Source organism: Streptacidiphilus sp. PB12-B1b (assembly GCF_014084125.1).
In the GTDB taxonomy this organism is placed as follows: domain Bacteria; phylum Actinomycetota; class Actinomycetes; order Streptomycetales; family Streptomycetaceae; genus Streptacidiphilus.
This window is the reverse complement of the sequence record NZ_CP048405.1, coordinates 1,967,068-1,987,146: the sequence shown is the minus strand read 5'-3', so window position 1 is coordinate 1,987,146 and position 20,079 is coordinate 1,967,068. Positions and strand designations below refer to the sequence as shown.

The 20,079-nt window shown below is 73.6% G+C and carries 20 protein-coding genes and 1 pseudogene; 13 read left to right on the top strand and 8 right to left on the bottom strand.

Annotated elements, in window-relative coordinates; all coding sequences use genetic code 11:
* Nucleotides 1-24 precede the first annotated feature (24 nt).
* Together GXW83_RS09035 and GXW83_RS09030 are read left to right on the top strand one after the other, a co-directional pair.
* Nucleotides 25-270 (top strand): hypothetical protein, encoded by a 246-nt coding sequence (locus GXW83_RS09035; RefSeq protein WP_182442560.1) that lies wholly within the window; start codon nucleotides 25-27, stop codon nucleotides 268-270.
* Nucleotides 271-365: 95 nt separating this feature from the next.
* Nucleotides 366-956, top strand: coding sequence for a hypothetical protein (locus tag GXW83_RS09030; protein ID WP_182442559.1), 591 nt, complete (start codon nucleotides 366-368; stop codon nucleotides 954-956).
* 106 nt (nucleotides 957-1,062) lie between these two features.
* Here GXW83_RS09030 and GXW83_RS09025 read toward each other — a convergent pair whose 3' ends face one another.
* The gene (locus GXW83_RS09025) at nucleotides 1,063-1,416 is read right to left on the bottom strand and encodes an iron-sulfur cluster assembly accessory protein (protein ID WP_182442558.1); all 354 of its coding nucleotides are present in this window, start codon (nucleotides 1,414-1,416) and stop codon (nucleotides 1,063-1,065) included.
* Nucleotides 1,417-1,616: 200 nt separating this feature from the next.
* Between GXW83_RS09025 and GXW83_RS09020 the strand changes: the two genes are divergently transcribed.
* Nucleotides 1,617-2,495: a GNAT family N-acetyltransferase gene (locus tag GXW83_RS09020; protein WP_182442557.1), complete on the top strand. Its 879-nt coding sequence runs from the start codon at nucleotides 1,617-1,619 to the stop codon at nucleotides 2,493-2,495.
* Between the two features lie 41 nt (nucleotides 2,496-2,536).
* Here the strand turns inward: GXW83_RS09020 and GXW83_RS09015 are convergent, their stop codons facing one another.
* The 3 genes from GXW83_RS09015 to GXW83_RS09005 form a co-directional block, all read right to left on the bottom strand.
* Nucleotides 2,537-3,901, bottom strand: a complete 1,365-nt coding sequence (locus tag GXW83_RS09015) for an aminotransferase class I/II-fold pyridoxal phosphate-dependent enzyme (protein WP_225446856.1) — start codon at nucleotides 3,899-3,901, stop codon at nucleotides 2,537-2,539.
* A 144-nt stretch (nucleotides 3,902-4,045) separates the two neighbouring features.
* Nucleotides 4,046-4,471, bottom strand: a complete 426-nt coding sequence (locus GXW83_RS09010; RefSeq protein WP_182447181.1) for an Lrp/AsnC family transcriptional regulator — start codon at nucleotides 4,469-4,471, stop codon at nucleotides 4,046-4,048.
* A gap of 120 nt (nucleotides 4,472-4,591) precedes the next feature.
* Complete coding sequence (locus tag GXW83_RS09005) at nucleotides 4,592-5,779, bottom strand: low temperature requirement protein A (protein ID WP_182442556.1); 1,188 nt, start codon at nucleotides 5,777-5,779, stop codon at nucleotides 4,592-4,594.
* Nucleotides 5,780-5,997: 218 nt separating this feature from the next.
* Here GXW83_RS09005 and nadA point away from each other — a divergent pair, with 218 nt between their 5' ends.
* Nucleotides 5,998-7,167 carry a quinolinate synthase NadA gene (nadA, locus tag GXW83_RS09000; RefSeq protein ID WP_182442555.1) on the top strand — a complete coding sequence of 390 codons (1,170 nt, stop codon included), beginning with the start codon at nucleotides 5,998-6,000 and terminating at the stop codon, nucleotides 7,165-7,167.
* Nucleotides 7,168-7,337: 170 nt separating this feature from the next.
* On the opposite strand, the gene GXW83_RS08995 is transcribed toward nadA, so the two are convergent.
* Nucleotides 7,338-7,616, bottom strand: a complete 279-nt coding sequence (locus GXW83_RS08995; RefSeq protein ID WP_182442554.1) for a hypothetical protein — start codon at nucleotides 7,614-7,616, stop codon at nucleotides 7,338-7,340.
* 10 nt (nucleotides 7,617-7,626) lie between these two features.
* The gene (locus GXW83_RS08990; protein ID WP_182447180.1) at nucleotides 7,627-8,391 is read right to left on the bottom strand and encodes a PspA/IM30 family protein; all 765 of its coding nucleotides are present in this window, start codon (nucleotides 8,389-8,391) and stop codon (nucleotides 7,627-7,629) included.
* A 268-nt stretch (nucleotides 8,392-8,659) separates the two neighbouring features.
* Here GXW83_RS08990 and GXW83_RS08985 point away from each other — a divergent pair, with 268 nt between their 5' ends.
* From GXW83_RS08985 to GXW83_RS08975, 3 genes are all read left to right on the top strand, one after another.
* Nucleotides 8,660-9,256, top strand: coding sequence for a DUF3043 domain-containing protein (locus GXW83_RS08985; RefSeq protein WP_225446855.1), 597 nt, complete (start codon nucleotides 8,660-8,662; stop codon nucleotides 9,254-9,256).
* 119 nt (nucleotides 9,257-9,375) lie between these two features.
* Nucleotides 9,376-10,101 (top strand): bifunctional 2-polyprenyl-6-hydroxyphenol methylase/3-demethylubiquinol 3-O-methyltransferase UbiG, encoded by a 726-nt coding sequence (locus GXW83_RS08980; protein ID WP_225446854.1) that lies wholly within the window; start codon nucleotides 9,376-9,378, stop codon nucleotides 10,099-10,101.
* A 31-nt stretch (nucleotides 10,102-10,132) separates the two neighbouring features.
* On the top strand, nucleotides 10,133-11,137 hold the full coding sequence (locus GXW83_RS08975) for an aldo/keto reductase family protein (protein WP_182442553.1): 1,005 nt from the start codon (nucleotides 10,133-10,135) through the stop codon (nucleotides 11,135-11,137).
* A gap of 61 nt (nucleotides 11,138-11,198) precedes the next feature.
* On the opposite strand, the gene GXW83_RS08970 is transcribed toward GXW83_RS08975, so the two are convergent.
* Together GXW83_RS08970 and GXW83_RS08965 are read right to left on the bottom strand one after the other, a co-directional pair.
* Entirely contained in the window at nucleotides 11,199-11,468 is a 270-nt protein-coding gene (locus GXW83_RS08970; protein WP_182442552.1) for a hypothetical protein, read from the bottom strand.
* Between the two features lie 51 nt (nucleotides 11,469-11,519).
* A complete protein-coding gene (locus GXW83_RS08965; RefSeq protein WP_182442551.1) occupies nucleotides 11,520-11,957 on the bottom strand; it encodes an Ig-like domain-containing protein in 438 nt (145 codons plus the stop codon).
* Nucleotides 11,958-12,144: 187 nt separating this feature from the next.
* On the opposite strand from GXW83_RS08965, the pseudogene GXW83_RS08960 reads away from it, so the two are divergent.
* From GXW83_RS08960 to sucB, 6 genes and pseudogenes are all read left to right on the top strand, one after another.
* Nucleotides 12,145-12,690 (top strand): annotated as a pseudogene (locus tag GXW83_RS08960) (bifunctional adenosylcobinamide kinase/adenosylcobinamide-phosphate guanylyltransferase); the annotation flags it as partial.
* Nucleotides 12,691-12,700: 10 nt separating this feature from the next.
* Entirely contained in the window at nucleotides 12,701-13,789 is a 1,089-nt protein-coding gene (cobT, locus tag GXW83_RS08955; protein ID WP_182442549.1) for a nicotinate-nucleotide--dimethylbenzimidazole phosphoribosyltransferase, read from the top strand.
* Nucleotides 13,790-13,794: 5 nt separating this feature from the next.
* Nucleotides 13,795-14,604 carry an adenosylcobinamide-GDP ribazoletransferase gene (locus GXW83_RS08950; RefSeq protein ID WP_182442548.1) on the top strand — a complete coding sequence of 270 codons (810 nt, stop codon included), beginning with the start codon at nucleotides 13,795-13,797 and terminating at the stop codon, nucleotides 14,602-14,604.
* Nucleotides 14,605-14,786: 182 nt separating this feature from the next.
* Complete coding sequence (locus tag GXW83_RS08945; RefSeq protein WP_182442547.1) at nucleotides 14,787-16,298, top strand: leucyl aminopeptidase; 1,512 nt, start codon at nucleotides 14,787-14,789, stop codon at nucleotides 16,296-16,298.
* Nucleotides 16,299-16,602: 304 nt separating this feature from the next.
* Entirely contained in the window at nucleotides 16,603-17,991 is a 1,389-nt protein-coding gene (gene lpdA, locus GXW83_RS08940; protein WP_182442546.1) for a dihydrolipoyl dehydrogenase, read from the top strand.
* A 122-nt stretch (nucleotides 17,992-18,113) separates the two neighbouring features.
* Nucleotides 18,114-19,958, top strand: a complete 1,845-nt coding sequence (sucB, locus tag GXW83_RS08935) for a 2-oxoglutarate dehydrogenase, E2 component, dihydrolipoamide succinyltransferase (RefSeq protein ID WP_182442545.1) — start codon at nucleotides 18,114-18,116, stop codon at nucleotides 19,956-19,958.
* Nucleotides 19,959-20,079: the final 121 nt, after the last annotated feature.

Sequence of the window (20,079 nt, the reverse complement as noted above, 5' to 3'; positions counted from 1 at the left end):
CCACCCCAGCACCGGGAGCGTCGCATGATGCCCAGGAACACCGCCCTCACCGTCCCGTCGCACCTGCGCGGCGAGGCCGGGCCCGACACGCTCGCCGCCCTGGTGGCGGACGGTCGGCGGATGGGTCTTTTCTGGCCGAAGCACACCGTCGGCGATCCGGTCGCCGAGGCCGGCGTCGGCGCTGGTCAGGACCGTCGTCCGGGCTCCGGCTTCCGGGTGCCCGCCAGCTCGGCGGCTCTGCTCGGGGCCTGGCTGGAGCGCGAGGGCTGACCGAAAACGCACCCCGCGCCCCGAAGACGGAACCTGAACCGCAACCTCCACGTCCCACTCTCGTTCAGCCAGGGACAGCACCAGGAGGCGGTACCGTGCAGATGGACTCGCGGAAGCAGAACAGGGCGTCGACCAGGCGCCTGGTCACCACGGCCGTCGTCGCGGCCCTGACCGTGGGCGGAGCGGCGGCGTGCCAGTCGGGCACGGCCTCGGCCAAGCCGTCCGCGACCCCGGTCTCCAGCATGTCCGGCGGCGCGCCGAGCACGCCCGTGAGCGTGCCGCCGAGCAGCACGCCGGGTGCGAGCGGCAGCCCCAGCATCCAGCCGGGCGGGACGATGATCCCCGGGCCGCCCACCGCCGGGCAGAGCTTCAAGGGCCTCGGCTACACCAGCAACGGCGACATCCTCACCGTGCGCTTCTTCGCGGGCGTCTGCGAGAAGTACGGGCTGCACGCCGACCAGTCCACACCGGGCAAGGTGCTGACGACCATCGTGGTCACCCAGCACCCGACGGCGGGCCAGCGCTGCCCGATGGTGATCACCCAGCAGCAGGTCAGCACCGACCTGGGCTCGCCGCTGGACGGCCGGGCAGTGGTGGACACCAGCAGCGACAAGCCGCTGCCGCAGCTGGACGCGCCCAGCGGGACGAAGTACTACTCCCCCGGCCCGGTGAAGGCCGGCGGCTGACTGCGGCCGTCCGGGCGACGGCAGACGGCGTCCCCGCCGCTTCCAGGGTTCCTGGTCGCGGCGGGGACGCCGTCGTGGTCAGCAGGTCGGCCGGTGGGGCCGGAGGTCAGCTGAAGGAGTCGCCGCAGGCGCAGGAGCCGGTGGCGTTGGGGTTGTCGATGGTGAAGCCCTGCTTCTCGATGGTGTCGACGAAGTCGATGGTGGCGCCGCCGAGGTAGGGGGCGCTCATCCGGTCGGTGACGACGTTGACGCCGCCGAAGTCCTTCACGACGTCGCCGTCGAGCGAGCGCTCGTCGAAGAACAGCTGGTAGCGCAGGCCCGAGCAGCCGCCGGGCTGAACGGCCACGCGCAGCGCCAGGTCGTCCCGGCCCTCCTGCGCCAGCAGGCTGCGGACCTTGTCCGCTGCGGCATCGCTGAGGAGGATCCCGCTCTCGACGTTGGTCTCGTCCTGGACGGTCATCTGTGTACTCCCGGGTTGTGACGACGGACTGCTACCGGCTGCAAACCGGCCGCACCCCAGAAGTATTCCGGGGATTGTCTCTACCGTCCCATGCTCGCACACCGCGCCGCGGTGGTCACCGGCTCCGGGGCGGGCGGCGCCCGGGTGCGGATCGGCCCGAATCCGTGGCCCGGCCGGGCGGTCCGGGCCAGACTTGGCCCATGATCCTGCGCCCGGTTCGTGACTCGGCCTCGGACGCCCGCGCCGTGACGGAGGTGTCCCGGGCGGCGTTCACCGCGATGGAGGAGTCGCTGGGGGCCGCCCCGCTCGCCTGGACCCCGGCCGGAGTGGCCGTGGCCGAGGCCCGGACCAGGCACCTGGCCGTCAGCGATCCGGGCGGCTGCTGGCTGGCGGAGGAGGGCGGGCAGCCGGTCGGGGTGGCACTGGCGCTGCGCCGCGAGGGGCTGTGGGGCCTGTCGCTGTTCTGCGTGCTGCCCTCGGCGCAGGGCAAGGGGCTCGGCAGGCTGCTGCTGGACCACGCCGCCGCCTACGGCCGGGGCTGCCTGCGGGGCATGGTCGTCGCGCCGCCCGATCCGCGCGCCGCCCGCCGCTACCACGCGGCCGGCTTCCGGCTGCACCCGACGATGGAGTTCCGCGGCCAGGTGGACCGGCCCGCGCTGCCGGACGCCGACGGCATCCCGGTCCACCTCGGCGACGCCTCGCACCGGCCGCTGCTGGACTCGGTGGACCGGCGGGTGCGCGGGGGCGCGCATGCCGAGGACCACCCGATGCTGCTGCGCGCCTGCGAGGAACTGCTGGTGGTGGACACCCTCGCCGGGAGCGGCTACTGCTACCGCGAGGGCGGTCGGATCGTGCTGCTGGCGGCCACCTCGCGGCGGCTGGCCGCGCGGCTGCTGACGGAGGCGCTGATCCGGGTGCCGACCGGGGTGGAGGCGGTGGTGTCCCACGCGACCGGGGAGCAGGAGTGGGCGGTGGACGTCTGCCTGGCGGCCGGGCTGTCCGTCGGCTCCCGGGGCTACCTGGCCCTGCGCGGCATGCGCCCGCCCGCCCCGTACCTGCCCTCGGACGCCTACCTCTGACGGCGGCCGGGGGCGCATCCGGGCCTCGGTGCTTCCGGGCCTCAGTGCATGGTGTCGAGGATCTCCCGGACCATGTCCGTGGTGGTGCCCGGGTGCAGGAAGGCGAAGCGGGCGACGACCTCGCCCTCCCAGCCGGTCGGGGTGACGAAGCCGGTCTGGTCCGCGAGCAGCTGCCGGGACCAGGCGTAGTAGTCCTCGGCGGCCCAGCCCCGGCGGCGGAAGACGACGCTGGAGAGCACCGGGTCGAGCACCAGCTCCAGGTCGGGGTAGGCGCTGCGGATCAGCTCGGCGGTCTCGCGGGCCAGGGTGAGGCCGGCCTCCACCGCCTCGGTGTAGGCGTCGGTGCCGTGGACGGCCAGGGAGAACCACAGCGGCAGGCCGCGGGCCCGCCGGGTGAGGTGGTAGGCGTAGTCGGTGGGGTTCCACTCCTCGTCGTCGCCGGTGTGCAGGACGTCCAGGTAGGAGGCGTCCTGGGTGTGCACGCCCTTGGCGAGGCGGGGGTGGCGGTAGATGAGCGCGGCGCAGTCGAAGGGCGCGAACAGCCACTTGTGCGGGTCCACGACGAAGCTGTCGGCGTGCTCGATGCCGTCGTAGCGCGCCCGGACCGAGGGGGCGAACAGCCCGGCGCCGCCGTAGGCGCCGTCCACGTGGAACCACAGCTCGCGCTCGCGGGCGACCTCGGCGATGCCGGCCAGGTCGTCGACGATGCCGGCGTTGGTGGTGCCGGCGGTGCCGACCACGCCGATCACCGGGATGCCGCTGGTGTCGGCGTCCAGCGCGGCGCGCAGCGCGGCGCCGGTCAGCCGGTGGCCCTCGGTGGGGACGACCAGCTTCTCCACGCCGATGATGTTGAGGGTGTTGGTGACCGAGGAGTGGGTCTGGTCGCTGACCGCGATCCGCATCCGGGCGCCCGGCGCCAGGCCGAGCCGGTGCCGCGCGGTGTCCCGGGCGACGACCAGGGCGGAGAGGTTGCCGGCCGATCCGCCGGAGACGAAGCAGCCGCCCGCCGTCTGCGGCAGCCCGGCGCGGTCCGCTATCAGCCGCAGCACCTGGTTCTCGGCGGCGATGGCCCCGGCCGCCTCCAGCCAGGAGATGCCCTGCAGCGAGGCGCAGGAGACCACCATGTCGAACAGCAGGGCGGCCTTGGTGGGCGCGCAGGGGATGAAGGAGAGGTAGCGCGGGCTGTCGGCGGAGATGACCGCGCGGGACAGCTCGTGGTCGTACAGCTTCAGCACGTCCGCAGGATCGTTTCCGTGGGCGTTCAGCAGGCCCTCCAGGGCCTGTCCGAGCCGTTCGCGGTCCCCGGGGTGGTCCAGCGGCACGGGGTCGTACTGGAGCCGTTCCCGCATGTAGTCGAAGACCAGGTCAACCGTTCTGGCGTCGTACTGGTGCATGCGCTCGGTCACGGGAGGGTCCTCTCAGGGCGGCTGCGACGTGATCAACCCTAGGCAGCAGGGCGGCCTCCCGGCACGTCGGAACCCTGCCCGGCGCGCAGCTTTCCTGCGGGATCGGGGCGCTCGGCGCAGCTTTCCGGACTGTCGGCGTCCGGGTCAGCCGATCAGCTGGCTGAGCACCACCGAGCTGCGGCTGCGCTGCACCCCGCGCTCCTTGCGGATGCGCTCGATCACGCTCTCCAGGTGCCGGGTGTCGGCGGCCCGCAGGTGCACCAGGGCGTCCGGGTCGCCGGTGACCGTCCAGGCGGCCACCACCTCCGGGAACTGCCGCAGGGCGGAGAGGATCTCCTCGGGCGAGGTGCGCTCCCGGCAGTAGATCTCCACGAACGCCTCGGTGCGCCAGCCCAGCAGCTCCGGATCGAGGACGACGGTGAAGCCGCGCACCACGCCGCGCTCCCGCAGCCGGTCCACCCGCCGCTTGACCGCCGTCGCGGAGAGGTTCACCAGCAGCCCGATCTCCGCGTAGGAGGCCCGACCGTCGCGGCCGAGCAGCTCCAGGACGCGGCGGTCGGTCTCGTCCAGCGCGGGGACGCGGCTCTCCGGCCGGTTCCCGGTGCGGCTCTCCGGCCGGCTCCCGGGCCGGTTCTGGCGGGGTGGCGTTCGTGGTGCGGACACGAGTACAGAACTAGCACATCCGGCCGGTCAGCCCGACAGATCGCGGTGGTACTGGATGCTGAGCCCCACGGCGACCGTGGCCGCGCACAGGAGCCCGGCCGTCAGCACCGCCCCCGCGCCGCCCACCAGGGTGGCGGCCAGGACCGCGACCGAGGCGGTCGGCAGCACCGCCTGGGCCGCGCCGCGCTTGGTGTAGCGCGAGTGCATCGCCCAGACGCTGAACAGGTAGACCGCCGTCGGCACGGTCACCACCGCGGCGGCGGCCCGGGCGGAGATGCCGGAGCTGCCGACCGCGTGCTCCACCGCCACCTCCAGGCCCGCGCCGATCGCCGCCGCCGACAGCAGCACCAGGTAGTGGCCGTAGCCCCAGAGGAACGCCTGCCGGTTGGAGCCCAGGTACTCGTGCACCGGCCGGGCGAAGTAGATCCACCAGGCGGCGAAGCAGATCAGCAGGCCGCCGGCGGCGATCGGCAGCAGCCCGCGCAGCGCGTCGTGCTCGTCCAGCGCCGACTGGACGGCGATGGTGGCCGCCGAGACCGACTCGCCCAGCACGATCAGGGTGAACAGGCCGTAGCGCTCGGCGATGTGCTCCGGGTGCCAGGAGGTGCGCTCGTGCCGCTCGGCGAGCGGCGGCACCGCCAGCTCGGCCACGATCAGCACCGGCAGCAGCGCGGTCTGCACCCCGTGCGGCAGGAACAGCAGCACCACCCAGCCGACCTGGACGCAGCTGACGCCGCAGGCGTAGCGCAGCGCGACGGTGCGGGGGGCGCCGGTGTTGGCGTGGGCGGCGCGCAGCCACTGGGCCACCAGGGCGCAGCGCATCACCACGTAGCCGAGCACCCCGACCGCCCGGTCGCCGTCGAACAGCCGGGGCACGCCGGCGGCGAGGATCAGCGCCCCGGTGATCTGCACCAGCGTCGCCACCCGGTAGGCGACGTCGTCGGTGTCGTAGGCGGAGGCGAACCAGGTGAAGTTGACCCAGGCCCACCAGATGGCGAAGAAGACCAGCAGGTAGCCGCTGATCCCCTTGCCCGGGTGCCCGGCGGCGAGCGCGTGCGCCAGCTGGCTGCCGGCCTGGGAGACGGCGACGACGAAGCAGAGGTCGAAGAAGAGCTCCAGCGGGGTGGAGGCGCGGTGCTCCTCGCCCCTGCTGCGGGGCAGCATCCGCCGCAGGGGGCTGCCTGCCCGCGTGGCCGCGTTCGACCCGTCGCTCATTCTCCGCGTACCCTTCCGCTCGCCCATCCGTTGCTTGTGAGCCTGTCGGCCCGGGGCGCGCCGCGCCAGCCGTATACGTCCATTGCGGCAGGAGCGGCGTCGATCACATTGCCACCTCGGCCGAGGTCGCAGCACCGGAAGCGGGTTATCATGGATAACGTCAGAAAGACGAAAAGGGTGCGGTCCCTCACCGCAGCCACACAGGAGGGCAGTCGCCCGTGACCATCACCTATCAAGAGCCCGCGCCCACCCCGCTGGCCCTGCTGCTGCTCGGCCGCGGGGCCGACCCGGCGAGCGAACGCGGTGTCGACTGTCCCGGAGACCTCCCCGCCGCCTCCGACCCCGATCTGGTCGAGCGCGCCCGCGCCGCCAAGGCCGCGCTCGGCGACCGGGTCTTCGTGCTGGGCCACCACTACCAGCGCGACGAGGTCATCGAGTTCGCCGACGTGACCGGCGACTCGTTCAAGCTGGCCCGGGACGCCGCCGACCGGCCCGGGGCCGAGTTCATCGTCTTCTGCGGCGTGCACTTCATGGCCGAGAGCGCGGACATCCTCACCGGCGCCGACCAGCGGGTGATCCTGCCGGACCTGGCCGCGGGCTGCTCCATGGCCGACATGGCCACCGCCGAGCAGGTCGCCGAGTGCTGGGACGTGCTCACCGACGCGGGCGTCGCCGACACCGTCGTGCCGGTCGCCTACATGAACTCCTCCGCCGACATCAAGGCCTTCACCGGCAGCCACGGCGGCACCATCTGCACCTCCTCCAACGCCAAGCGGGCGCTGGAGTGGGCCTTCGAGCAGGGCAGCAAGGTGCTGTTCCTGCCCGACCAGCACCTGGGCCGCAACACCGCCGTCCGCGACCTGGGCATCGGCCTGGACGAGTGCGTGGTCTACAACCCGCACAAGCCCGGCGGCGGGCTGACCGCCGAGCAGCTGCGGGCGGCCAAGATGATCCTGTGGCGCGGCCACTGCTCGGTCCACGGCCGGTTCTCGCTGGACTCGGTGGACGAGGTCCGCGCGCGCATCCCCGGCGTCACGGTGCTGGTGCACCCCGAGTGCCGGCACGAGGTGGTCCAGGCGGCCGACCTGGTGGGCTCCACCGAGTTCATCATCAAGGCGCTGGACGCCGCCGAGCCCGGCAGCAAGTGGGCCATCGGCACCGAGCTGAACCTGGTGCGCCGGCTGGCCAAGGCCCACCCGGACAAGGAGGTCGTCTTCCTCGACCGCACCGTCTGCTTCTGCTCGACCATGAACCGGATCGACCTGCCGCACCTGGTGTGGACGCTGGAGTCGCTGGTCGAGGGCCGGGTGCCGAACGTGATCACGGTCGACCCGCAGACCGCCGCGCACGCCAGGGCCGCGCTGGACCAGATGCTGGCCCTGCCGTAGCCGGAGCGGACGGACGGCGGCGGACGGACAGCCGCGGACGGACAGCCGCGGACGGACAGCCGCGGACGGACAGCCGCGGACGGACAGCCGCGGACGGACGAAGGACGGGCACCCCACCGGGGCGCCCGTCCTTCGTCGTCACCGCCCGGGGGCGGCGTGGTGCGAACCGCTCAGCCGGGGATCAGCCCGTCGTGGTGCAGCAGCTCCCTGACCTCGTCGACCGTGGCCTCCTCGTACGGCAGGGTCGCCTCGGAGGGCACCAGCTCGTCGTGCGGCACCGGCGTCCCACCGGCGCGCACCGCGGCGAGCAGGGCGGCCAGGCTGACCCGGAAGTCCGCCTCGTCGGCGGAGTCCAGGGCCGCCAGCACCGCGTTGTCCAGCTCGTTGAGCCGGTCGACCAGGGTCTCGGGAACCTCGAACTGGCCCTCCCCCATGATCCTGACGATCATGTGGCTCTCCCTACTTGTCGAAACGCGGCTGGTCTTGGGGAGTGTCCTGCTGGCCCTGCTCGATCGCCGGGGCGGCTGCGGAACCGCCCGACAGCTCGGCCTTCATCCGGGCCAGCTCGAGCTCCACGTCCGAACCGCTGGACATCCGCTCCAGCTCGGCCGTGATGTCGTCCTTGCGCATCCCGGTCGGGTCGTCGAGCGCGCCCGAGGCGAGCAGCTCGTCGATGGCTCCGGCCCGCGCCTGCATCTGCGCGGTCTTGTCCTCGGCCCGCTGGATCGCCAGGCCGACGTCGCCCATCTCCTCCGAGATCCCGGAGAAGGACTCGGCGATCCGGGTCTGCGCCTGCGCGGCCGTGTAGGTGGCCTTGATGGTCTCCTTCTTGGTCCGGAAGGCGTCCACCTTGGCCTGCAGCCGCTGGGAGGCGAGGGTGAGCTTCTCCTCCTCGCCCTGCAGGGCCTGGTACTGCGTCTCCAGGTCGGCGACCTGCTGCTGGACCCCGGAACGGCGGGTCAGCGCCTCGCGGGCCAGGTCCTCACGGCCGAGGGAGAGCGCCTTGCGGCCCTGCTCCTCCAGCGTTCCGGACTGCTTCTGCAACTGCTGGAGCTGGAGCTCCAGGCGCTTGCGGGACGTCGCCACGTCCGCCACCCCACGACGCACCTTCTGCAGCAGTTCGAGCTGCTTCTGGTACGAGTAGTCGAGTGTCTCTCGCGGGTCCTCCGCTTTGTCCAAGGCCTTGTTGGCCTTGGCACGGAAGATCATCGACATCCGCTTCATGATTCCGTCGCTCATGGGCCTCGCGCGCCCCCTTCTCCGGCCTGCCGGTTCTCGAACCCAAGACTACGGGGCGCGGGGCGTTCACCGCAGCGCACCAGACTGCAACAAGAGTGCTACAGCGACCCCCGTGGAGCGTCATCCGTGCGGCCGATTGGCTGAGACCCGCTCTCGCCCTCAGGACGGAGCCCGACCCCGAGCCGGACCGTCGGCATCCCGCTTCCCCGGGGGGCTAGGGAATACACCTTCTGACCACGTACTCTTGGGCACTGTGTTCCGACGAAGCTCCCAGGATGCCCCCGCCGACCCGGTCCAGCTGACCAAGCTGGACGAGTCCGCGCGCCCCTACGCCGAGGCCAAGAAGGGCCGGCCGACGCCCAAGCGCAGCGAGGCCGAGGCCAACCGCCGCGGCCGCGCCTACGTGCCGATGGACCGCAAGGAGGCCGCCAGGGCCGCCCGCGACGCCGGCCGCGCCGACCGCGAGCGGCAGCGGCTCGCCCTGCTCAACGGCGACGAGCGGGCCCTGCCCGCCCGCGACCGGGGCCCGGTCCGGCGTTTCGCCCGCGACTACATCGACTCCAGGTTCACCGCCGCCGAGTGGTTCCTGCCGCTGGCGGTGATCGTCCTGGTGCTGAACGTGCTGCCGAGCACCTCGCTGAAGAACATCTCGCTCATCGTCTGGGTGGCGATGATCGCGCTGATCGTCCTGCACTCGGTCTTCATGTCGCTCAGCCTGCGCAAGCAGATCGCGCTGCGCTTCGCCGGGCAGAACACCAAGGGCGCCGTCGTGTACGCGCTGCTGCGTTCGCTGCAGATGCGCCGGCTGCGGCTGCCCAAGCCCCAGGTGAAGCGAGGGCAGAAGCCCTGATCGAGACGTACAGCCCCACCGGCCACCTGCCGCAGCAGCGGTACGGCGGCTACGGCGCCGCGTCCGACGGCTGGCTGTCCGGCCCCGGCAGCCTGCGCGACGTCGTCCGCCAGGAGCTGGTGGCCCGGCAGCTGGCCGAGCAGATCACCGGGCACTTCGGCGACCGGCTGAGCGCGGGCGATCCGCTGCGGGTGCTGGACGCCGGCTGCGGGCAGGGCACGCAGGCGCTGCGGCTGGCCCGGGCCGGGCACCACGTCACCGGGCTCGACCCGGATCCGATGATGCTCGGCGAGGCCCAGCGGGCGCTCTGCGTGGAGCCGCCGCAGGTGCAGACCAAGGTCACGCTGCTGACCGGCCAGGGCGGCGACTGCGGCCGCTGGTTCGGCCCCGGCAGCTTCGACGTGGTGCTCTGCCACGGCATGCTGATGTTCCTGCCCGAGCCGGGACCGGTGCTGGCCTCGCTGGCGCGGATGCTGGCCCCCGGCGGGATGCTCTCGGTGATCGCCGCCAACGGCGACGCCCTGGCCATGCGGCCGGGTTGCGCCGGCGACTGGGCGGGCGCGCTGGAGGCGTTCGGCGGCGACACCTACGTCAGCCACCACGGCGTGCCCACCCGGGCCGACCGGCTGGAGCCGCTGACCAGGACCCTCGCCGAGCTGTCCGTCCCGCTGCGCGGCTGGTACGGCGTCCGGGTCTTCACCGACCAGGCTCCGGAGGGCACCCCGGCGCCGAGCGACCCCGCGCAGCTGGCCCGGCTGCTGGACGCCGAGGAGCAGGCCGGCCGCACCGACCCGTACCGCACCGTGGCCGCACTGCTGCACCTGGTCGGCACCCGCAGGTCCTGACCGGCGCGACGACCGGCGTAGGGTCGGCGGCATGGAGTTTCGTCATCTGGGCCGCAGCGGCCTGATCATCAGTGAGATCGCGTACGGCAACTGGCTGACCCACGGCTCGCAGGTGGAGGAGGACGCCGCCACGGCCTGCGTCCGCGCCGCCCTGGACGCCGGGATCACCACCTTCGACACGGCCGACGTCTACGCCGAGACCCGGGCCGAGGCGGTCATGGGCCGGGCGCTGAAGGGCGAGCGGCGCGAGGGCCTGGAGATCTTCACCAAGGTCTTCTGGCCGACCGGCCCCGGCCGCAACGACCGGGGGCTGGGCCGCAAGCACATCATGGAGTCGATCGACGGCTCGCTGCGGCGGCTGCAGACCAACTACGTCGACCTCTACCAGGCCCACCGCTACGACCCCTCCACCCCGCTGGAGGAGACCATGACGGCCTTCGCCGACGTGGTGCGCTCCGGCAAGGCCCTGTACATCGGCGTCTCCGAGTGGACTGCCGAGCAGATCCGGGCCGGCCACGCACTGGCCCAGGAGCTGCGCATCCCGCTGGTCTCCAGCCAGCCGCAGTACTCCGCGCTGTGGCGGGTGATCGAGGCCGAGGTGGTCCCGGCCTGCGAGGAGCTGGGCCTGGGCCAGATCGTCTGGTCGCCGGTCGCCCAAGGCGTGCTGACCGGCAAGTACCTGCCCGGCGCGCCGGTCCCGGCCGGTTCGCGGGCCACCGACGACAAGGGCGGCGCCACCTTCGTCTCCCGGCTGCTGCGCGACGAGGTGCTGGAGCGGGTCCAGCAGCTGCGCCCGCTGGCGGACCAGGCCGGGCTGACCCTGGCTCAGCTGGCGGTGGCCTGGGTGCTGCAGAACAAGAACGTCTCGGCGGCGATCATCGGGGCCTCCCGCCCCGAGCAGGTGGCCGAGAACGTCAAGGCGGCCGGTGTGGTGCTCGACGCCGAGCTGCTGAAGTCGATGGACGAGATCCTCTCCCCGGTCGCGGTGTTCGACCCGGCGAAGACGGCGGAGAACTCGCCGAAGACCCGCCCGTGAACGGCGCGGCGGCCGCTCCCCGCGAGGGGGCGGCCGCCGCGGCGGGGCGCTGCTGCCCGGGCTACTCGGCCGCGGGCTCCCCGGCGGGCTCGGCGGTCTCGGCCCCGGCGGGCTCGGCGGTCTCCCCGGTCTCGCCGTGCAGGTTCATCGGACCGTAGACCTTGTCGCCGTCCTCCAGCAGGACCACCTGGTCGATGCCGCCGTCCAGCAGCTCCTTCCAGGTCTCGCCGATCCAGGACTCGGCGTCGCCCTGGGTGGGGAACTCCTCCGTCCCGTTCGGCGCGGCCACCGTCGACCCGTCGGCCTTCTCGAACTGCCACGTCCACACCATGCCGGACTCCCTCTTACGCGCTGCCGTGTCCCGGCGAGACTACCCAGCCCGCTAGGCGGCGTACGCCAGCGCGCCCCAGCCGGAGGCCGATCCGGCGTGCGGGGCGACCGAGACCGTGACCGTGACCCGGGAGACCCGGCCCCGGCCGTCGGCCAGCCGGTAGCCGAAGACGTCGGTGCCGGTGAAGCCCGGCGCGGAGGTGTAGACGGCGGTGGAGTCGTCGCTGAGCACCACGTGCCCGTGGACCGGCTGTCCGGCCAGCGCCACCACCGCCCGGGCGTCCATGCCGTCGGCGAGCAGGTCGATCTGGACCGGACTGCCGGAGACGGCGTCCGCGCGGTCCTGGGCGACGGTGCTGCTGACGGCGGCAGGGGCGGCGGGGACCACCAGGGCGAGCCCGGCGGCGGGACGGTCGGGGGCCTCGGGGGCGGCGGGCGCCTGGGCGATGCGGCGGGCGTTGGCACGGCGCTGGCGGGCCACAGCGTTCATCTGGATTCCCCTTTTTCCCGAGGCACAGCGGCTGACCTATAAGGTCCCAAGAGCATAACAAATCGCAAAATCTGACCTTTATATTCCGCTGATGTGGTAGACACAACTACCCATGCGGATCTTCAGAGAGCAGTCCCAGCAGGGCTCCTGGCGGCTGGGCGTGGAGTTCCGCCCCCGGGCGGCAGCCCGGCGCACGCTGGTCCTCGGCGGTGCCCGCTCCGGGAAGTCCGTCACCGCCGAGCGGATGCTGGCCGGTCAGGACGGCGTCGTCTACGTCGCCACCGGCGGGCTGCGCGACGGCGACGCCGAGTGGGCCCAGCGGGTGGCCCTGCACCGGGAGCGCCGCCCCGCCGCCTGGCGCACCGCCGAGACCTGCGCGCTGGAGCCGCTGCTCGCCGCCGACGGCGGACCGCTGCTGATCGACTGCCTCGCCCTGTGGCTGACCGCCGCCATGGACGAGTGCGACGCCTGGTCCGACGCCGCCTGGGCCGCCACCGGCGAGGACCGGCTGCGGGCCCGCACCGGCGCCCTGCTGGACGCCTGGCGGACCACGCCGCGCCGGGTGGTCGCGGTCAGCAACGAGGTCGGCAGCGGGATCGTCCCCGCCACCGCCTCCGGGCGGCGCTTCCGCGACGAGCTGGGCCGCCTCAACGCCGCCGTGGCGGGCGCCTCCGAGGAGGTGCTGCTGGTGGTGGCGGGGCAGCCGCTGCGCGTCAAAGGCCAGGGACGGTAACGTTCCGCCGGTGAGCACCTTCGACAGCGCCCTCGACCTCGACGCGTTCTCCGCCCTGGTGGCCCGCCCGGACGACGAGTACCGGCAGGCCGCCGACGAGCGGTGGGCCGCGCTCGGTCAGCCGCGCGGCTCCCTCGGCCAGTTGCAGGGCCTCGGCAGCTGGCTGGCCTCGGTCCAGGCGAAGTGCCCCACCAGGCCGATCGACCGGGCCAAGGTCGTCCTCTTCGCCGCCGACCACGGCATCGCCGCGCTCGGCGTCTCCGCGCTGCCGCCCGGCAGCACCGCCCGCCAGGTGCACGCCGTGCTGGACGGCAGCGCCGCGGTGAGTGTGCTGGCGCGGCGCTTCGGCGCGCAGATCCGGGTGGTGGACGTCGGCGTGGACGCCGAACCGGACGCGTTCCCGGCCGGTGTCAGCGACCACCGGGTCCGGCGCGGCTCCGGCCGCATCGACGTGGAGAACGCGCTCACCCGCGAACAGGCCGAGGCCGCCTTCCGGGCCGGCATGGCCGTCGCCGACGAGGAGGCCGACTCCGGCACCGACCTGGTCGTCCTCGGCGACCTCGGGGCCGGCTCCACCACCGTCGCGGCCGTGCTGGTCGGCGCGCTGTGCGGCAGCGACGCCGCCGCCGTCACCGGGCGCGGCTCCGGCATCGACGACCGGGTGTGGATGGTGAAGTGCGCGGCGATCCGCGACTCGCTGCGCCGCGCCCGGCCGGTCCTGGCCGACCAGTTGGAGCTACTGGCGGCCACCGGCGGCGCCGACTTCGCCGCCATGACCGGCTTCCTGATCCAGAGCTCGCTGCGGCGCACCCCGGTCCTGCTGGACGGCGTGGTCTCGGCGGCCTGCGCCCTGGTCGCCCAGCGGATCGCCTTCCGCGCGCCCGAGTGGTGGCGTGCCGGGCAGGCCACCGGCGAGCCCGCGCAGACCAAGGCGTACGAGCGGATGAGCATCGACCCGCTGCTGGACCAGCGGGTCAGCCTGGGCGCGGGCACCGGCGCGCTGATGGCGCTGCCGCTGCTGCAGGCCGCCTCGACGCTGCTGGCCGAACTGCCGCTGGCGCCCGCCGCTGCCGCTGCCGCTGCCGCGAAGGACGCGTAGCGACGGTGTTCGCCGGGCTCCGCTTCGCCTTCGGCACGCTGTCGGTGCTGCGGGTGCGGGTGTCGCGCTGGGACCGGCCCACGGCAGGCCGGGCCATGCTCTGCGCGCCGCTGGTCGGGCTGGTGCTGGGGCTGCTCGCGGCCGTGCCCGGGGCGGCCCTGGACCGGCTCGGCGGCGGCCCACTGCTCGCCGCGGTGGCCTGCGTCGCCGCGCTCGGCGCGCTCACCCGGGGGCTGCACCTGGACGGCCTGGCCGACGTCGCCGACGGCCTGGGCAGCAACAAGCCCCCGGCGGCGGCCCTGGCGGTGATGAAGGCGTCGGACATAGGCCCGTTCGGCGTGGTGGTGCTGCTGCTGGTGCTGCTGGCTCAGATCGCCTCGCTGGCACGGGCGTTCGGCGTCGGGGCCGGGGCCGGGGCATTCGCCGTGCTGCTGGCCGCGACCGCGGGCCGGGCCGCGCTGCTGCTGGGCTGCCGGGTCGGCACCCCCTCCGCGCGCCCGGACGGGCTGGGCGCGATGGTCGCCGGGACGGTCCGCTCCCGGTACGCCGCCCTGGTGGCGCTGGCCGTCCTGGCGCTGCTGGGCGCGGGCGGCTGGGCCGTCGGCGGCCTCGGCGGGGCCGGCCACGGCGGCTGGGGGGCCCGGGCGGCGCTGGGGGCGCTGCTCGCCCCGCTCTGCGGACTGGCCTGCGCCGCCGCGCTGCTGACGCGCTGCGTGCGGCGTTTCGGCGGCATCACCGGCGATGTCCTGGGCGCGATGGTGGAGACCTCGGCCACCGCTGCGCTGCTGGTCTGGACGCTGTTCGCGGCCTCCTGACAGGATGCCACCCCAAGCCGTGGTGTCGGGATGCGCCCAGCGGGGCGCAACATCCCATCATGCGGACTACCATGCAGGACAGGTGTCGTGGCCCGAGTCGCGGACTGACGGTCCACCGGCACGCGAACCCTCGCCTTCCTCAGCACCCGGCCGAGGACCGCATACAGAACAGGACGCATTACGTGACTTCAGTGTCTCTGAGCACCTCCGCGGCCAACGCGCTGCGCGCGGACGCCGTCGTCGTGGCCGTGGCCAAGGGCCCCAAGGGCCTCGTGCTCGCCCCGGGCGCCGAGACGGTCGACGAGGCGTTCGACGGCAGGCTCGCCGCCCTCCTCACCACCCTGGGCGCCACCGGGGCCGAGGGTGAGGCGGTGAAGCTCCCGGCTCCCGCCGGCTTCAAGTCCCCCCTGGTCCTGGCCGTCGGCCTGGGCGAGGCAGCGGAGGCGGACCAGTACGCCGCCGAGGCGCTGCGCCGCGCCGCCGGAACCGCCGCCCGTACGCTGCAGGGCTCCAAGAAGGCCGCCTTCGCGCTGCCGCTGGCCGACGCCGCCGCCGTGGAGGCGGTCACCCTGGGCGCACTGCTCGGCGCCTACGTCTTCACCGCCTGCCGCAGCGAGGCCGACCTGGCCAACGCCAAGGCGCCCCTCGGCGAGGTCGCCCTGGTCGGCGGCAAGCGCGGGGACAAGGCGGCCAAGGCCGCCGTCGAGCGCGGCACGGTGCTCGGCGAGGAGATGAATCGCACCCGCGACCTCGTCAACCTGCCGCCGAACGACCTCTTCCCGAAGTCCTTCGCGGACCTGGTCACCACCGTCGGCAAGGAGCACGGCCTCAAGGTCGAGGTGCTGGACGAGAAGGCGCTCACCAAGGGCGGCTTCGGCGGCATCCTCGGCGTCGGCACCGGCTCCGCCCGCCCGCCGCGCCTGGTCCGGATCGGCTACACCCACCCCAAGGCCCGGCAGTCGCTGGCCTTCGTCGGCAAGGGCATCACCTACGACTCCGGCGGCATCTCGCTGAAGCCGGCCGGCCACAACGAGACCATGAAGTGCGACATGGCCGGCGCCGCCGCCGTCTTCGCCGCCGTGGTCTCCGCGGCCCGGCTCGGCCTGCAGGTCAACGTCACCGGCTGGCTGGCGCTGGCCGAGAACATGCCCTCGGGCACCGCCACCCGCCCCGGCGACGTGCTGCGGATGTACGGCGGCAAGACGGTCGAGGTGCTCAACACCGACGCCGAGGGCCGACTGGTGCTGGCCGACGCCATCGTCCGCGCGGGCGAGGAGAAGCCCGACGCGATCGTCGACGTGGCCACCCTGACCGGCGCCATGATGATGGCGCTGGGCGCCCGCACCTTCGCCGTCATGGCCAACCAGGACGCCTTCCGCGACACCGTGTACGCCGCGGCCACCGCCGCCGGCGAGCAGGCGTGGCCGATGCCGCTCCTGGCCGACCTGCGCAAGGGCATGGACACCCCCACCGCGGACATCGCCAACATGGGCGAGCGCATGGGCGGCGGCCTGGTCGCCGGCCTGTTCCTGAAGGAGTTCGTGGCGGAGGGCATCTCCTGGGCCCACCTGGACATCGCCGGCCCGGCGTACAACGAGGGCTCCGCCTCCGGCTACACCCCCAAGGGCGGCACCGGCTCCGCCGTGCGCACCCTGGTCCAGCTGGCCGAGCAGGCCGCCGAGGGCGCCCTGTAAGGCGCGGCTCCACGCGCTCCACGGGCGCCGCACACGCACGGCCGCAGGGGCGGTCCGCCGGGAATGGCGGGCCGCCCCTGCGCGTTCGCCATGAGCGCAACCGCAACCCCACGCGTGTCCCTGGACGACGTTGGGGCACGGCGGAGCACCCCCGGGCCGTCCACAGGGCAGCCCGGCGCATCAAGCACTCGCAACAAGTGCGAGGATGTATTTCCGGCACGACTGGTCTCCCCACAAGGGAGGACCCAAACCCGGCCGGTGATCGACCGGGACGATCCGCACCCATTTGCATGGAGGACGTGACGTGGCGAACGACGCCAGCACCGTTTTCGACGTAGTCATTCTCGGAGGCGGAAGCGGCGGATACGCCGCGGCGCTGCGGGCGGCCCAGCTGGGCCTCCAGGTTGCCCTCATCGAGAAGGACAAGCTCGGTGGCACCTGCCTCCACAACGGCTGCATTCCCACCAAGGCGCTGCTTCACGCCGGTGAGGTCGCCGACCAGACCCGCGAGAGCGCGGGCTTCGGTGTGAAGGCCACTTTCGAGGGCATCGACATCCAGGGCGTCCACGCCTACAAGGACGGCGTCGTCGCCGGCCTGTACAAGGGCCTGCAGGGCCTGGTGGCCAGCCGCAAGATCACCTACGTGGTCGGCGAGGGCCGGCTGTCGTCCCCCACCACGGTGGACGTCAACGGCGAGCGCTACACCGGCCGGCACGTGCTGCTGGCGACCGGCTCCGTGCCGAAGTCGCTGCCGGGCCTGGCGATCGACGGCAACCGCGTCATCTCCTCCGACCACGCGCTGCGGCTGGACCGCGTCCCGCAGTCGGTGATCGTGCTCGGCGGCGGCGTCATCGGCGTCGAGTTCGCCTCGGTCTGGCGCTCCTTCGGCGCCGAGGTCACCATCATCGAGGCGCTGCCGCACCTGGCCCCGCTGGAGGACGAGAACTCGTCCAAGCTGCTGGAGCGGGCCTTCCGCAAGCGCGGCATCAAGTTCGAGCTGGGCGCGCGCTTCGCGGGCGTCGAGTACACCGAGACCGGTGTCCGCGCCTCGCTGGAGAACGGCAAGCAGGTCGAGGCCGAGCTGATGCTCGTCGCCGTCGGCCGCGGCCCGGTCTCGCAGGGCCTCGGCTACGAGGAGGCCGGCGTCGCCACCGACCGCGGCTACGTCCTGGTCGACGAGTACATGCAGACCAACGTCCCCACCATCTCCGCCGTGGGCGACCTGGTGCCGACCCTGCAGCTGGCGCACGTCGGCTTCGCCGAGGGCATCCTCGTCGCGGAGCGGCTGGCCGGCCTGAAGGTCGTCCCGATCGACTACGACGGCGTCCCCCGGGTCACCTACTGCAACCCCGAGGTCGCCTCCGTCGGCATCACCGAGGCCAAGGCCAAGGAGCTGTACGGCGCGGACAAGGTCGTCACCGCCAAGTTCAACCTGGCCGGCAACGGCAAGTCGAAGATCCTGAAGACCGCCGGCGAGATCAAGCTCGTCCAGGTCAAGGACGGCGCCGTGGTCGGCGTCCACATGGTCGGCGAGCGCATGGGCGAGCAGGTCGGCGAAGCCCAGCTGATCTACAACTGGGAGGCGCTGCCCTCCGAGGTCGCCCAGCTGATCCACGCGCACCCGACCCAGAACGAGGCCCTGGGCGAGGCGCACCTGGCGCTCGCGGGCAAGCCCCTGCACAATCACGACTGACCTCCCCTCGCACTCCGCTTTCCCGCTCCCGGGGGGCCGCGGCGGCGCAGGCGGCAACCGCCGCGCCGCCGCTCCCCGGACGGGCCAACCATCCGCACGCACCACAAGGAGTAACTGAAGCCATGGCGGTCTCAGTAACACTGCCCGCGCTCGGCGAGAGCGTGACCGAGGGCACCGTCACCCGCTGGCTCAAGGCCGAGGGTGAGCGCGTCGAGGTCGACGAGCCCCTGCTGGAGGTCTCCACCGACAAGGTCGACACCGAGATCCCGGCACCCGTGTCCGGCATCCTGGCTTCGATCAAGGTCGCTGAGGACGAGACGGTCGAGGTCGGCGCCGAGCTGGCCATCATCGACGACGGCAGCGGCGCCCCCGCGCCCGCCGCCGCGCCGGCCGAGGCCGCCGCCCCCGCACCCGCGGCTCCGGCCGCCGCCCCGGCCGCGCCCGCCCCGGCCGCCGAGGCCCCTGCTGCTCCCGCGGCCGCCCCGGCGCCCGCCGCGCCCGCTGCCCCGGCCACCCCGGTCGCCGGCACCCCGGTGCTGCTCCCCGCGCTGGGCGAGAGCGTCACCGAGGGCACCGTCACCCGCTGGCTCAAGGCCGAGGGCGACACCGTCGAGGCCGACGAGCCGCTGCTGGAGGTCTCCACCGACAAGGTCGACACCGAGATCCCCGCGCCGGTCAGCGGCGTCCTGGTGAAGATCAGCGTCGGCGAGGACGAGACGGTGGAGGTCGGCGCCGAGCTGGCCGTCATCGGTGCGGCCGGTGCCGCCCCGGCCGCCGCCGCGCCCGCCCCGGCTGCGGCGCCCGCCGCCGCCCCGGCCCCGGCCGCCGCCCCGGCCCCGGCGGCTCCGGCCGCTGCGCCTGCTCCGGCCGCGCCCGCTCCCGCGGCTCCGGCTCCGGTCGCCGCGCCCGCCCCGGTCGCCGCTCCGGCTGCCCCCGCCCCGGTGGCGGCTGCTCCAGCCGCTCCGGCTCCGGCTGCCGCCCCCGTCGCGCAGGCCGCTCCGGCTGCCCCGTCCGCTCCGGCGGCCCCGGTTGCCGACAGCGGTGACGCGTACGTCACCCCGCTGGTCCGCAAGCTCGCGGCCGAGCAGGGCGTCGACCTGGGCTCGCTGCACGGCAGCGGCGTCGGCGGCCGCATCCGCAAGCAGGACGTCGTCGCCGCGGCCGAGGCCGCTCGCGCCGCCGCCGCTGCTCCGGCCGCCCCGGCCGCCGCCAAGGCGCCGACGACCGTCGCCGAGGTCTCCCCGCTGCGCGGGCAGACCGTGAAGATGACCCGCATGCGCAAGGTCATCGCCGAGAACATGCTCAAGGCGATGCAGACCACCGCGCAGCTGACCACCGTGGTCGAGGTGGACGTCACCAACATCATGCGGCTGCGCGAGAAGGCCAAGGCGGGCTTCGCGGCCCGTGAGGGCGTCAAGCTCTCGCCGATGCCGTTCTTCGTGAAGGCGGCGACCGAGGCGCTCAAGGCGCACCCGGTGATCAACTCCAGCGTCAACGACGCCGAGGGCACCATCACCTACCACGCCGCCGAGAACGTCGGCATCGCCGTGGACACCGAGCGGGGCCTGATGGTCCCGGTCATCCACGACGCGGGCGACCTCAACATCGCCGGCATCGCCAAGAAGACGGCCGACCTGGCCGCCCGCACCCGGGACAACAAGGTCAAGCCGGACGAGCTGTCCGGCGGCACCTTCACCGTCACCAACACCGGCTCGCGCGGCGCGCTGTTCGACACGCCGATCTTCACCCCGCCGCAGGTGGCCATCCTCGGCATCGGCGCGACGGTCAAGCGTCCGGTCGTGATCGAGAGCGCCGAGCTGGGCACCACCATCGCCGTGCGCGACATGGTGTTCCTGGCCCTGTCGTACGACCACCGGGTGGTCGACGGCGCCGACGCCGCCCGCTTCCTGGGCACCGTCAAGGCCCGCCTGGAAGAGGGCGCCTTCGAGGGCGACCTCGGCCTGTAGCACCCGCAGGAGCCCTGCACCGGCCCGTCCGGACCGCACGGCCCCGGCGCCGCTGCCCCTGTCCCGCTTCGGCGGGGCGGGGGCAGCGGCGCTTCCGGCGGCAGTGCCCGCGGCCGGACTG

Coding starts and splice junctions, on each gene's coding strand:
- GXW83_RS09035 (WP_182442560.1), top strand. CDS start 25: ATGATGCCCAGGAACACCGCCCTCACCGTCCCGTCGCACCTGCGCGGC.
- GXW83_RS09025 (WP_182442558.1), bottom strand. CDS start 1,416: ATGACCGTCCAGGACGAGACCAACGTCGAGAGCGGGATCCTCCTCAGC.
- GXW83_RS09020 (WP_182442557.1), top strand. CDS start 1,617: ATGATCCTGCGCCCGGTTCGTGACTCGGCCTCGGACGCCCGCGCCGTG.
- GXW83_RS09005 (WP_182442556.1), bottom strand. CDS start 5,779: ATGAGCGACGGGTCGAACGCGGCCACGCGGGCAGGCAGCCCCCTGCGG.
- GXW83_RS08995 (WP_182442554.1), bottom strand. CDS start 7,616: ATGATCGTCAGGATCATGGGGGAGGGCCAGTTCGAGGTTCCCGAGACC.
- GXW83_RS08990 (WP_182447180.1), bottom strand. CDS start 8,391: ATGAAGCGGATGTCGATGATCTTCCGTGCCAAGGCCAACAAGGCCTTG.
- GXW83_RS08975 (WP_182442553.1), top strand. CDS start 10,133: ATGGAGTTTCGTCATCTGGGCCGCAGCGGCCTGATCATCAGTGAGATC.
- GXW83_RS08970 (WP_182442552.1), bottom strand. CDS start 11,468: ATGGTGTGGACGTGGCAGTTCGAGAAGGCCGACGGGTCGACGGTGGCC.
- GXW83_RS08965 (WP_182442551.1), bottom strand. CDS start 11,957: ATGAACGCTGTGGCCCGCCAGCGCCGTGCCAACGCCCGCCGCATCGCC.
- sucB (WP_182442545.1), top strand. CDS start 18,114: ATGGCGGTCTCAGTAACACTGCCCGCGCTCGGCGAGAGCGTGACCGAG.